This window comes from Chitinophaga polysaccharea, from assembly GCF_007829335.1.
Taxonomy (GTDB): Bacteria; Bacteroidota; Bacteroidia; order Chitinophagales; family Chitinophagaceae; genus Chitinophaga; species Chitinophaga polysaccharea_B.
In genome coordinates this window covers 236551-251339 of the sequence record NZ_VIWO01000006.1, presented here as the reverse complement: position 1 = coordinate 251339, position 14789 = coordinate 236551, and the positions used below count along the sequence as shown (strand labels likewise).

The following is a 14789-nucleotide window of genomic DNA, read 5'->3' as shown; positions in this document are numbered from 1 at the left end:
ATAGCTGGTTAAGTGGCCTAATAGCGGTCTGCCAGAGCGTCACTTGGCACCAAACTTGACAATGTAGGGGTATCTAAAAAAATGAAGACTTTTGTGGGAGTGTCTGACAGAATGTCTTTTTAAATATCACAGATGAACAAATTTTATTTAGGAAATTCGGAAGATGAAATGGAGTTCATGCCTATTATCCCTTTGAATGAAGATGGGGAGGGACAGGAGGATGAGAAGATTCCCGATGAACTGGCATTATTACCATTACGAAATACAGTATTATTTCCGGGTGTTGTGCTGCCAATTACGGTAGGCCGGGATAAATCTATAAAGGCGGTAAACGATGCATACAAAACCGACAAAGCAATCGGTGTAGTGGCACAAAAGGACAGTACGATAGAAGACCCATCGGTGGCAGATTTGAGTGATGTGGGTACGGTAGCGCGTATTGTGAAGCTGATCAAAATGCCCGATGGAGGTACTACCATTATCATCCAGGGCCGCAAGCGTTTTAAGATAGATGAAATTGTGTCGGAAGATCCTTACTTCAAAGCCAAAATCAATATACTGCACGATGAGGCGGCGGAAGATGATTCCGAATTTGAAGCCTATATTTCTTCCATCAAAGACCTGGCAGGGCAGATTATCCAATTATCTCCCAACCTGCCATCTGAAGCCAGCATTATACTGAAGAATATAGAGAATCCTTCTTTCCTGGTGCACTTTGTTTCTTCCAATCTCAATTCCGACCTGAAGGAAAAGCAACAGTTATTAGAAATCAATAACCTGCGTACGAGGGCTGAATTACTGATGAAATTGCTGCAAACAGAGTTGCAGCTGGCAGAGCTGAAGAATAAAATTACCAATAAAACCAAGGCAGACCTGGACAAGCAGCAGCGGGATTACTTCCTGCAGCAGCAGATGAAGTCGATCAAGGAAGAATTGGGGGGAGATGCCAATGACCGGGAACTGAAGGAGATGAAACGCAAGGCGGAAGAGAAGAAGTGGCCTGCTGCGGCAGCCGAAGCTTTTGCCAAAGGCATTGAGAAACTGGAGCGCATGCATCCCAGCACGCCTGATTACAGCGTGGTATACAATCACCTGGATCTCATGCTGGACTTGCCCTGGAACGAATACACCACGGATAGCTACGATCTGAAAAAGGCCAAGAAAATACTGGACCATGACCATTACGGCATGGAAAAAATCAAGGAACGTATACTGGAATACCTGGCTGTGCTGAAGTTGAAAGGGGATATGAAGTCGCCTATCCTGTGCTTTGTAGGTCCTCCAGGTATTGGTAAAACCTCACTGGGCCGTTCTATTGCCAATGCGGTAGGGCGCAAGTATGTGCGTTTGAGTTTAGGGGGACTGCATGATGAAAGTGAAATCCGCGGTCACCGGAAAACCTATATCGGCGCCATGCCGGGCCGGGTGGTACAGTCGATCCGTAAGATTAAGTCATCTAACCCGGTAATGATCCTGGATGAGATTGATAAAATAGGCAACGATATGCGGGGCGATCCTAGTTCTGCCTTACTGGAAGTACTGGATCCTGAGCAGAACGGCACTTTCTACGATAACTACCTGGAACTGGAGTATGACCTGAGCAAGGTGTTGTTTATAGCCACTGCCAATAATATCAATTCTATTCACCCTGCGCTGCGCGACAGGCTGGAAATTATAGACCTGAGCGGGTATTCTATAGAAGAGAAAGTAGAGATAGCCAAGCGGCACCTGTTGCCTAAGCAGAAAGATGCCCATGGCCTGAAGGATATCAAAGTAAAAATCACCAACCCGGTCATAGAGCAGCTGATTTCAGATTACACCCGGGAGAGCGGGGTACGTGAGTTGGACCGGCAGTTTGCCGCCATTATGCGTAACCTGGCCAAGCAGGTAGCCATGGATAAAGCGTTGCCGGATAGCCTGACAGAGGCCGATTTACAGCGGATATTGGGCAAACCCCGTTATTCCAATGAAATCTATAAAGTGGGTAATCCTCCGGGAGTAGCCGTAGGCCTGGCCTGGACATATGTAGGAGGCGAAATCCTGTTTATCGAAAGCAGCTTGAGCGAAGGAAAAGGAGATCTGAAGCTGACAGGTAACCTGGGGAATGTGATGAAAGAATCTGCTGTGACGGCACTTACTTACCTGCAATCACATGCGGTGGAGCTGAAACTGGATCCAAAGCTGTTTTCAAGCAAAAGTGTACATATACACATACCAGAAGGGGCAGTGCCTAAAGACGGACCGAGTGCAGGTATCACGATGCTGACAGCGTTGGCGTCGGTATTTTCCGGCCGTAAAGTTAAATCGTACCTGGCCATGAGTGGTGAAATTACGTTGCGTGGACAGGTATTACCGGTAGGTGGGCTCAAGGAGAAAATTCTGGCCGCCAAAAGGGCAGGTATCCGGGAAATCATTCTTTGCTGGCAAAATGAGAAGGATATCAAAGACATAAATCCTTCTTATATCAAAGGCATGAAGTTTCATTATGTAAAACAAATGAACCAAGTGCTGGAAATAGCGTTATTAAAGAAGTAAAGGGGCGTAACATTGCCGTCAGTCATGGCGGCAAATTATATATAGTTCATATCGGTTTGTTGTGACCCCGCTATGAACTCATGTTGATTGTTTTAAGGGTTGACAAAACCATTCCGGGGAACCGGAATGGTTTTGTTTTTTTATGCTTAATCTGTTAGTTGTCGCTTGTAGAGTTGGATGGTATTTTCCAGTCCGAAATACAGGGCGTCAGCAACGAGTGCGTGACCGATAGATACTTCTTTCAGCTGGGGAATGTGGAGCTTGAAGAAGCGGAGGTTATCGAGATTCAGGTCATGTCCTGCATTGAGATCCAGGCCAATAGCGGTGGCTTCTTTAGCGGTGTTTTTATAATCGTTGAAGAGCTGCAGGTTTTGCGGTTGTGTACGTGCGTTCGTATACTCTTCGGCGTAAGGGCCGGTGTATAGTTCAATACGGTCGGCTCCTGCGCTTTTAGCGCCTTCCACTTTACTAACATCCGGGTTGAGGAAAATGGATACACGGATGCCGGCTTTTTTCAATGTACCGATTACTTCTCTTAATTGCGATTGATGTGCAATAGTATCCCAGCCGGTGTTAGAGGTGATGGCATCTGGCGGATCTGGTACCAGGGTACACTGGTGTGGTTTCACAGCCAATACCAGGTCCATAAAGTCTTTCGAAGGATAGCCCTCGATATTGAATTCTGTAGTGACCAGTGGTTTCAGGTCTCTCACATCCTGGTATCGAATATGACGTTCATCGGGTCTGGGGTGAACGGTAATGCCATCGGCACCGAAGCGTTCGCAATCTTGTGCCACTTTTAATATATCCGGAAGATTGCCACCGCGGGCATTGCGCAGGGTAGCAAACTTGTTGATGTTTACGCTCAGCTTTGTCATGCTGCAAAAATACTGAAAAAGCAGTAAGCAACCTGTAAAAAGCAGAGGGTATAAAGCATAAAGCGAAAAGCTATTGTGGAGAATGATGAAAGCGAATTTTAAATACTCGCTAAGTTCTTCTCTACAATAGCTTTTCGTTTTATGCTTTTCGCTTTCTGCTATTAGTATCTGTAATAATCAGGTTTGAACGGACCTGCTACAGGAATACCGAGGTATTCAGATTGAGCAGTAGTGAGGATATCCAGTTCCACGCCGATTTTCTTGAGATGTAAGCGGGCTACTTTTTCATCCAGGTGTTTAGGCAGCACGTACACTTCGTTTTTGTAGTTTTCTGAGTGCAGCCACAGTTCCAGCTGAGCCAGTACCTGGTTGGTGAAAGAGTTACTCATTACGAAAGATGGGTGACCGGTAGCGCAACCAAGGTTTACCAGGCGGCCTTCAGCCAGGAGGATAATGTCTTTACCATCGATGGTATATTTATCTACCTGTGGTTTGATTTCTACCTTAGTATTACCGTAGTTTTTATTTAACCAGGCTACATCAATTTCGATATCGAAGTGACCGATATTGGAAACGATGCATTTATCTTTCATCAGTTTGAAGTGTTCGCCAGTGATGATATCGCGGCAACCGGTAGTGGTAACGATGATATCTGCTTCTTTTACGGCGTCGTTCATTTTCTTTACTTCATAACCTTCCATAGCGGCTTGTAATGCGCAGATAGGGTCAATTTCAGTAACGATAACGCGGGCACCTGCACCTCTCAGGGATTCAGCGGAACCTTTACCCACATCTCCGAAACCGGCTACAACAGCTACTTTACCGGCAATCATCACATCAGTAGCGCGACGGATCGCATCTACGCAGGATTCGCGGCAACCGTATTTGTTATCAAATTTAGATTTGGTAACGGAGTCATTGATGTTGATGGCGGGCATTGGTAAAGTACCTGCTTTCATACGCTCGTATAAGCGGTGAACGCCGGTAGTAGTTTCTTCACTCAATCCTTTGATATGCTGGATAAGCTCAGGATACCTGTCGAATACCATGTTGGTGAGGTCGCCACCGTCGTCCAGAATCATATTCAGCGGACGGTCAGGGCTGCCAAAGAACAGGGTTTGTTCAATGCACCAGTCAAATTCTGCTTCATTCAGGCCTTTCCAGGCAAATACAGGGATACCGGCAGCGGCAATAGCAGCGGCGGCGTGGTCCTGTGTGGAGAATATGTTGCAGGAGCTCCAGCGCACTTCAGCACCGAGGTGAGCCAGGGTTTCAATTAAAACAGCTGTTTGGATGGTCATATGCAGACAGCCGGCGATGCGGGCTCCCTGTAATGGTTTGCTGCTACCGTATTCCTCTCTTAAAGACATGAGACCGGGCATTTCTGCTTCTGCCAGTTCAATCTCTTTACGACCCCAGGCCGCCAGAGACATATCTTTTACCTTGTATTCGAGGCTAAAGTCAATGTTTGATTTTGCTATTGTTGACATTCTGAATTCTTTTTTGCAAATCTAGGGTTATTTTAACTTTTAACATAATGATATGACACTGGCTCCTGTCACGGGAAACTTAAATTTTTGTTAACCACTGCGCTCATTTCGCCCCAACATCCTTTGATAATTTAATTTGATTTAATATAAATAATATTATAAATTTGCTAATTAAAATATATGATTTTATATCTAATTGTTTGATAATGTGCCACAGGTGGAAGGGTATATAACAATTATAGAAATCATAAAAAGTGCCCTAAGTGCGCTTGAATATCCCTCTACCCAAAGATTTGAGATATATAGAAAATTGCCGGCGGCTGGTCTTTCAGTTATAACAGAGGAGTAGAATAGTATTAGCGCTGCCGGGAGAGCCAATTAGAGATTCGCATATAGGGTTTTACTAAGGATTGTTTCCACATTTTTTGATTAAAAATCTATATGTATAAATAGAAATTTACGAACTTATATGTTACTCCTTTCCCATCCTATGAAATCGACGAAGCAAGGTATGTCCCTTCGTATCTGCCTGTTTATGAAGAAGGTATGGTACCTGGCGATTATTTTTTCCCTCATTAGCGTTGGAGTATACGCACAGCAATTCCCGATCATTATTAATCCTACCGGGGGAACATCCGCCAACAGTGAACTGAAAATACAGATCAATGCCAACGGTACTTACCAGGTATTCCGGAAGGGGAAAACTGAAACGGGATTTGAAGATTCCAATGACTCTACTACCCTGGGGATAAAAACGGCTTTTAAGATAGAGAACGTTTATACAGGAAACCGTACGATCGATCCGTTGCCAGTAACGTTTTGTGAAGCCTCAGACATTATGGGTACCGGTACCACCGCTGATCCGTTTAAAGTTTGCCTGGTAGGAAAAACATCCTATGCCGACGGTAGCACCGTGGTGAATGATGCCACTGTATTAATGACCATCAGTTACGATCGCTCCAAGACCTATTTTCTCCTTGATTATACTTTTTACAATAACCTGATCGGGCAACAGGTACACCTCTTTTTGAGTGAATACCTGGCAATGCAGGATCCGCTGCCTCCGTCGGGTCCCATAAACGCAAATAATACCTGGGCGGTGAGCTACCGTTTGCCTGTCGGTTCTGCCACTCCCAGTGTAATAGGTTTTTATAGAAGTGCCAGCGGCGACAATAACATGGATCCTGCCGGCACCCCCGGACCACTATCTCATACTTATCATGCTTACAATACTTTCAACTCTTTTTCAGCCGTATCATCATGGGATAGAGAAGCCATCAATGGATTTAACCTGTTGAATAATTTTGATGGTGGTGGAAATAATCCGTCCAATAAAGGGTTGGGGGCTGAAGTGTATATGGGACAAAAACCCGACAATGCCGCGATTGGAACCCGGGTAGCCATTGATTACGAAGACAATACAGCTCCCACACAGATTATCCTCACCGGCGGAGACCCGCTTAGTACTGGTACTCAGCCTATTACACTGTCTTTCGAAAAGGATTCAGTGAGTGGGGCCGAAAACAACAGCGGGAATATTTCTACCGCGGCCATCAATGTAAAAGTAGGAGCGGCCACAGTTATTAAAGCTCCATTATATATTAAAATGGAAGTGGTGCCCCCGGCTGCCGGCGAACAACATGTGGCCCAGCAAGGAACGGACTATCTCTTTACCGGCGCTTATATGATCCCGGCAGGTACTTATGCTGCCAATCAGCTGATTCCGCTGCAGAATATCCGCATTATCGGAAATGATGTGCTGGAATACAACCGGCACATGACCTTCCGCCTGGTACCCATGCCCTGCAACCAGCTGGTAAAAATTTCAGGGAGAACTACCTGTACTTACACCATCGTAGACGATGAGCCAAGAAATATCACCCTGAGCGCACCGGCAAAAATCCTGGAAGGTACCGGCAACAATATGCGGGTAACCTTACCTACCGGTGTATTGGCTTCAGAACCAGCCACCGTAGACCTGACATTAGATGCGGGTACGGTAGCAACTGAATTAAAAGATTTTACGTTTCCTCACCAGGTGACTATTGCCAAAGATTCTAACGGTGTAAATATCCCGGTTGTGGCAGTAAAGGATAGCGTACTGGAAAATGATGAGCTGATAAATTTCAAGGCACAGGCAACTGTAATGGGGCAGGTGCAAACAGCTACCAAATCCCTGTCGATCCAGGATGCTACGCGGTTGGATGCTACCCTTACCACCATCTCCCTAGCAAAAGATGCACCAGCCCTGTTAAAGGAACCATACAATGGACAGGCGGTAGCTACGCTGCCATTTAATGTTACTACCGATATCCCCATCGATATTACACTTACCCGTGACAATGCATCCATCGCTACCGTAGACGACTATACGTTGCCCGGTACGGCGCAGATTCCGGCAGGTGGACATAATGTTTCCATTCCATTTACTATCATAGATGACAGTAAAATAGAAGGTACTGAGTCACTTATTTTAGCTATTACTGCCACAGATCATATAGCAGGGACTACTTATACTGCCGCACCAGATACTACTCAAATACTGGATGCGCAGTTGCCCATGACCGCGCCAATCGTGTTGCATCTTTCAGCCACCTCTATTAATGAAGGAGCATCTGCCAATGTGTGGGCTGAACTGCCAGCAAGCCTGTCCACCCAAATCCCAGTTAAAGTGAAATTTGCCCGTGGAGGATCTTCTACTGCCGCTGCAGGTACTTACGACTTTCCGGTAGATTCGGTGATTATTCCCGCCGGGGCTACCATTTCCAATAAAATCAATATCAACACCACCACCAACCTGGTATTTGATGATACCCGCGACCTGGTACTGGTGGGTTGGACGCCCGATAACGGCATCCTGGTAAAAGACAGCCTGAAGCTGACCATTACCGATGCCACCGATGCTACGCAAAAGAAACTGGTAGTAGCGCCGGTAAGCTATCACCTCAATGAAGATGACAGTACGCGCTTCACCATTGCCTTACCCGCGGGTTACACTTCCGCTAAAGATGTAGTGATCAACCTTGGTGTAGGCGCTGGCACGGAAGCTGCAGCTACTGATTACACCCGTTTGCAAACCAGCATCAAACTGCCTGCTGGTGCCGCTTCTCCGTTTACCACCCAGTATGCGGTCATTGCTACCACGAAAGATAAGATCATAGAAAAAGATGAGCGCCTGGCCATTACGGTAGCTGCAACCGGTTATACGGTATCAGATACAGCGATGATTATCGATGACGTTACCCGCCGAACAGCTGCTAATACGGCGATTACGTATACGCTGCCAGCTACTGGCGTGAATGAAGGCACCACACCTGCGATCAACTTTAATTTGCCAAGTGGCGTTACAACGGAAATACCGATTAAAATATCCTTGCCATCCAATGTGGCTACGGAAACAGCTATCCGCGGAACAGATTATATACTGCCAGCCAGCTTTACCTTTAACAGTGGCGGCAGCGGTACAGCGACGCTGGATGTGAAATCGGATATCCTGGTGGAAGATGTGGAAAAGATCAGCATCACGCCAGCCGCGAGCGACGACTATGGTACGGCTACCTATACCTTTACGCCTGCTTTATTTGCCCTGAATATTAATGACGCGCAATATCCTTTCCCAGCCGGCGACTCTGTACTGCTGACCAGCGTACCGGATACCGTATTGGAAGGAAGTAATGCACAAATCACGGCTACCTTCCCGCATGGCTGGATAGCCGGTAAAGACTGGACGATCACCCTGGCGAAAGATGCGGTGAAATCAACGGCGGCTGATAGTCGCCATGGTACAGTACCTGCGAGCATTACCATCACTAAAGCATCTAACTCCGGTACGGCTACTTCTACGGCGTTTAATACCACAACCAATAATGTATTTGACGATGATGCCGTTCTTGCAATCAATGGTAACGTTGGTAATACCAACATGCCGGCTAAGACTGCCAGTGTGTACATTAAGGATAATACCAACCCTGCCCAAAAGAAACTGGTAGTAGCGCCGGTAAGCTATCACCTCAATGAAGATGACAGTACGCGCTTCACCATTGCCTTACCCGCAGGTTACACTTCCGCTAAAGATGTAGTGATCAACCTGGGTGTAGGCGCTGGCACGGAAGCCGCAGCTACTGATTACACCCGTTTACAAACCAGCATCAAACTGCCTGCTGGTGCAGCCTCTCCGTTTACCACCCAGTATGCGGTCATTGCTACCACGAAAGATAAGATCATAGAAAAAGATGAGCGCCTGGCCATTACGGTAGCTGCAACCGGTTATACGGTATCAGATACAGCGATGATTATCGATGACGTTACCCGCCGAACAGCTGCTAATACGGCGATTACGTATACGCTGCCAGCTACCGGTATAAATGAAGGCACTACACCTGCGATCAACTTTAATTTGCCAAGTGGCGTTACAACGGAAATACCGATTAAAATATCCTTGCCATCCAATGTGGCTACGGAAACGGCTATCCGCGGAACAGATTATATACTGCCAGCCAGTTTTGCCTTTAACAGTGGCGGCAGCGGTACAGCGACGCTGGATGTGAAATCGGATATCCTGGTGGAAGATGTGGAAAAGATCAGCATCACGCCAGCCGCGAGCGACGACTATGGTACGGCTACCTATACCTTTACACCTGCATTATTTGACCTGAATATTAATGACGCGCAATATCCTTTCCCAGCCGGCGACTCTGTACTGCTGACCAGCGTACCGGATACCGTATTGGAAGGAAGTAATGCACAAATCACGGCTACCTTCCCGCATGGCTGGATAGCCGGTAAAGACTGGACGATCACCCTGGCGAAAGATGCGGTGAAATCAACGGCGGCCGATAGTCGCCATGGTACAGTGCCTGCGAGCATTACCATCACTAAAGCATCTAACTCCGGTACGGCCACTTCTACGGCATTTAATACCACAACCAATAATGTATTTGACGATGATGCCGTTCTTGCAATCAATGGTAACGTTGGTAATACCAATATGCCGGCTAAGACTGCCAGTGTGTACATTAAGGATAATACCAACCCTGCCCAAAAGAAACTGGTAGTAGCGCCGGTAAGCTATCACCTCAATGAAGATGACAGTACGCGCTTCACTATTGCCTTACCCGCGGGTTACACTTCCGCTAAAGATGTAGTGATCAACCTGGGTGTAGGCGCTGGCACGGAAGCCGCAGCTACTGATTACACCCGTTTGCAAACCAGCATCAAACTGCCTGCTGGTGCCGCTTCCCCGTTTACCACCCAGTATGCGGTCATTGCTACCACGAAAGATAAGATCATAGAAAAAGATGAGCGCCTGGCCATTACGGTAGCTGCTGCTGGTTATACGGTATCGGATACAGCGATGATTATCGATGACGTTACCCGCCGAACAGCTGCTAATACGGCGATTACGTATACGCTGCCTGCTACCGGTGTAAATGAAGGCACCACACCTACGATCAACTTTAATTTGCCAAGTGGCGTTACAACGGAAATACCGATTAAAATATCCTTGCCATCCAATGTGGCTACGGAAACGGCTATCCGCGGAACAGATTATATACTGCCAGCCAGTTTTGCCTTTAACAGTGGCGGCAGCGGTACAGCGACGCTGGATGTGAAATCGGATATCCTGGTGGAAGATGTGGAAAAGATCAGCATCACGCCAGCCGCGAGCGACGACTATGGTACGGCTACTTATACCTTTACGCCTGCTTTATTTGCCCTGAATATTAATGACGCGCAATATCCTTTCCCAGCCGGCGATTCCGTACTGCTGACCAGCGTGCCTGACAGCATCAACGAAGGTGGTAGCGCAGTTATCACCGCTACTTTCCCGCATGGATGGAAAGCTGGAAAGAACTGGCAGATCAGTTTACAGAAAAACGATCCAGCCTCCACTTTCCCCACAGCGCGCCTGTCTGGATTGCCTACTACGATTACCATCTTGAATAACCAGTCATCCGGCAATAGCAGCGCCATTGCTACTACCGTTAGCCCGCTGTTGGACGACGAAGGAACGATTGTAGTAGATGGTAATAAGGGAAACACTCAAATGCCGGCTACCACTACCGCCATTTATGTAAAAGATATCACGCAACTGCAACCAGGCGCCCGGAAAATTATGCTCACACCGGATGCTACGCTGGTACCAGAAGGCAATAAGGTGATGGTAACCGTATCTACTCCTTATGCCTCTACGAAAGATGTAGCTATTCAACTGGCAGTCGACAACAGTCAGACTATTGCCAGCAACCCCGCAGATTATACGCTGTCTGCTACTTCCTTTGTATTGCCGCATGGCCAAACCACGGCTACTTTTGAACTGTTGCAAACCAAAACCGACCCTGTACTGGAAACAGATGAAACGGTAACCGTCAATGCTACCGTAAATGGTTACACGGTGAACAACCTGCCATTGAAGATTAAAGACCTGACAAGAGCGAATGCTGCGAATCTTCAGTTAAATGTAACCTTCTTCAAATCACCGTTGGTAGAAGGCGACAGTGGGGCTGTGACAATTAGCCTGCCAACCGGCATTACTACCGTTGTACCTATCAATATACAGTTACCACAAACAGGAGGTACTGCAGAGGCAGGACTGGATTATGTATTGCCGGCCAGCGTTACCCTGAGCAATGGCAACAGTGTAGTGACCAGCCTGAAAATTAAAAACGACAATTTCACAGAAGGGCCTGAAACCATTACGCTGTCGCCAGCGGCATCGGACGGTATCAGTAGCTACACCATTGCTATACCTACACTTACCATACAGGACGATCCACGCCAGTACCCATTGCCGGCGCCTGTTGTCATCAACAGCACTTTAGCGGCTATTGATGAGGGTGGTACCGGGGCTTCGCTGAGCGTGCAATTGCCTAATAACCTGCAGGCCGGTAAAGATATTGTGGTACATATTAATAAGGACAATACGTTAAGTACAGCGGTGAATAGCGACCACAATGCGTTACCATCTCCTTATGATATTACTATCAAAAAGGGAAGTAACATAGGAACTAATGCCTTTGTGCTGCAGGCATTAAGTGATAAGATCCTGGAAGATGATGAAACCGTGGTATTTGCAGGTAATATTACAGATCCGGTTTTCAGCGCCAGCGTTGTAAAAGATACCACCATTACCATCAAAGACAGAACACATGATGATCCCACCACCGGCTTTATCCACCTGACGGGTATTACGCCGGGAACACATGTGCTGGAAGGGAATACTTATAAGTTGAATGCGAGCCTGGCGCCTGGCGTTACCTGTGGAAAAGACCTCACCATAACGCTGAATAGGGGTGGTAAGTCTGTGGCCTCCGCAGCTGATTTCGATAACCTGCCGACAACTGTAGTGATTAAAGCAGGCGATCCGGGAGTAGATTTCTCGTTCACTGCCAAGACAGATTTTATACTGGAGCAACCGGAAGCATTGTGGATAGTGGCCGAACCACAACATTTCGTGGGTATGAAAGGCGATTCTATGGCTGTGACCATTGATGACGCTACCAGGCTGGATCCGGAGAACCTGAAAGTAAGCATGCGTATTGACTCATCCATTGTTCATGAAGGCAGTGGCAGTGCAGTTACTATTGGGTTTGCTGCCAGCCAGATTACCTCTTCAGAAGATGTGGTGATCAATATCAATAAAGATATTACTTCTACTGCCGACAATGCTGACTATAGCGGTATCCCGACGCAGGTAGTATTAAAGGCGGGTACGCACAATGAAGCCTACCAGCTGAAGATAACAGATGACCAGGTACTGGAAGGAGATGAGCAGCTGCAATTTGCTGTGCAGCTGGGTACAGCAGGATATACCGTCGTACAACCAGGCATGGTATTAATTCCTGAAACAGGCGATATGCGGGTGTTACTGCATAAAACTGCAGACGCCGCAGAACCAGCCACCAACGGCGCCTACACGCTGAATTTGCCAGGTAACCTGACCGCTGCTTCCGATGTAAAAGTAGTGTTCTATGTAAGCAGTATCATAGGCACTACCAATATTGCACCGATACAAACATCTGCTGTTATACCGGCTGGACAAAATAGTGTATCCGTGCCCGTAAATGTGATCGATAATAAAGTTATTGAGGGAGATGAACAGGTGCGTATATCGCTGATGCTGGCCCAGATGAAGCGGTTTGGTAAAAATATAGCGCTGGATGTGGATGATAAAGACACCGTGGCCTTAACCGTTCACGATGACGAAAGCAATTCAGCTGGTCGCCAGATGGCCATTATCAAAACAGCCGATGCATCTGAACCTGCTACATCGGGCTACTTCCGGGTACAGTTTACAGATACGCAGTTATCCGCCGCCAAAGATGTGAACGTATACTATACCATTGGCGGTACAGCGGTAGCCGATAGCCGTTACCAGAAATTGAGCGGAACCGTATTAATTCCCGCCGGTCAACATGGTGCGGATATTAAGGTAGATCCGATTGACAATAATATTGTTGAGGGAGATGAAAATGTGCAGGTGCAACTGACCACTGTTACCAGCACGATCCAGGGCGTAACCTGGCCATTATCTGCCAACACAGTGGCCGACGTGGTGATTCACGATAACGATACCCTGATGGTAGAAATATCTACGGCTCAAACAACTGTAGCGGAGGGCGCCGCTATACAATTCACACTGCAATCGCCTGCCACTGCGGCGCATGACGTTCCGATCCGGATCCAGATTGCCCAGGATGCTGCCCGTACGTTTATAGCCGGTGAAGGCACGGTGAATGGTAATATCGTTACCGTTAACATGCCGGCGCAGACCAGGCAACATACTTTCACCATCACTACCAGCGATAATGATATCAATGACGACGATGGTTACCTGAAAGCCAGCATCCTGCCATATTTGCCGGCTTCCAGCTCGATGATATATAAACCTGGAGTAAAAGACACAGCCAGGGTGGAAGTAACAGACAATGATCCATTAACACTGGTATTTGCAGCCGATAAGTTCAGCGTGAAAGAAGGTAATATAGGAGAAAATACACCACTGTACTTCAATGTACAACTGAGTCGCAGAAGCTCCCGTCCTATTACCATCAACTACGACTTTGAAGAATCTACCGATGGCGTTTCCTTCCCATTCATGGACTTCAAAGCTACGCCAGGAAAGGACTTCGATAATACGATCAAACAAGCAGTGATAGCGCCGATGCAGACCATCGGGCAGATAGCCGTAAACATTATCGGGGATACCACCTTTGAGCAGAACGAAACATTTATTGTGAAAATGAAGACAGTGACCGTGCCTTCTGGTCAGCATATACCAACGATTGGTAGTCCGGATAAAGCCACCGGCGTTATTCTCAACGATGATGCCATGTGTAAAACCTGCGATACGGATGGAGATGGCCTCACGGATGAACAGGAGGATATCAACAAGAATGGCGATCCGTTTGATGATGATACCGATGGAGATGGTATTCCGAATTTCCTGGACCTGGATTCTGACGGCGATGGCGTGCCTGATTCGGTAAGTAAATACAATCTCGACCAGAACAAGAATATCGACTACCTGGATGGTAAAGATGGTAAGATCCGCGTACATCCGGCTGTTTCGCCAAACAACGATGGACAGGGTAACGATGCGATGTATATCCAGAATATTGAGAAGTATCCGAATAACGAAGTAGTGATATTCAACCGTTGGGGTGGCACTGTATTTAAGCTGAAGAACTATGACAACAAGTCCAATAATTTTAGAGGAAAAGCCAATGCGGGTGGTAATGTAGGAAATGATGTACCGGACGGTTCTTATTTCTACAATATTGAAATAACTACGCCGGAAGGCAAGAAGGAACGCTATACCGGGTTTATAGTCATAAAACGGTAATGGACCAACGAAACAACAATTAATAAGATGTGTTTGACAAAA

The 14789-nt window shown here is 46.9% G+C and carries 4 protein-coding genes; 2 read left to right on the top strand and 2 right to left on the bottom strand.

The genetic code is table 11. The annotated features are described in order from the left end of the window. The first annotated feature begins 132 nt into the window (after positions 1–132). Positions 133–2535 carry an endopeptidase La gene (gene lon / locus FHW36_RS20330; RefSeq protein WP_145671421.1) on the top strand — a complete coding sequence of 801 codons (2403 nt, stop codon included), beginning with the start codon at positions 133–135 and terminating at the stop codon, positions 2533–2535. Between the two features lie 146 nt (positions 2536–2681). Here the strand turns inward: lon and FHW36_RS20325 are convergent, their stop codons facing one another. Further along, positions 2682–3413, bottom strand: coding sequence for a pyridoxine 5'-phosphate synthase (locus tag FHW36_RS20325; protein WP_145671420.1), 732 nt, complete (start codon positions 3411–3413; stop codon positions 2682–2684). A 161-nt stretch (positions 3414–3574) separates the two neighbouring features. Then, the gene (ahcY, locus tag FHW36_RS20320) at positions 3575–4903 is read right to left on the bottom strand and encodes an adenosylhomocysteinase (RefSeq protein ID WP_145671419.1); all 1329 of its coding nucleotides are present in this window, start codon (positions 4901–4903) and stop codon (positions 3575–3577) included. Between the two features lie 490 nt (positions 4904–5393). Between ahcY and FHW36_RS20315 the strand changes: the two genes are divergently transcribed. Continuing rightward, a complete protein-coding gene (locus FHW36_RS20315; protein WP_186452540.1) occupies positions 5394–14747 on the top strand; it encodes a Calx-beta domain-containing protein in 9354 nt (3117 codons plus the stop codon). Positions 14748–14789: the final 42 nt, after the last annotated feature.

What these genes read in the sequence shown, in the direction of transcription:
- lon (WP_145671421.1), top strand. Translation starts at nt 133, where the DNA reads ATGAACAAATTTTATTTAGGAAATTCGGAAGATGAAATGGAGTTCATG.
- FHW36_RS20325 (WP_145671420.1), bottom strand. Translation starts at nt 3,413, where the DNA reads ATGACAAAGCTGAGCGTAAACATCAACAAGTTTGCTACCCTGCGCAAT.
- ahcY (WP_145671419.1), bottom strand. Translation starts at nt 4,903, where the DNA reads ATGTCAACAATAGCAAAATCAAACATTGACTTTAGCCTCGAATACAAG.
- FHW36_RS20315 (WP_186452540.1), top strand. Translation starts at nt 5,394, where the DNA reads ATGAAATCGACGAAGCAAGGTATGTCCCTTCGTATCTGCCTGTTTATG.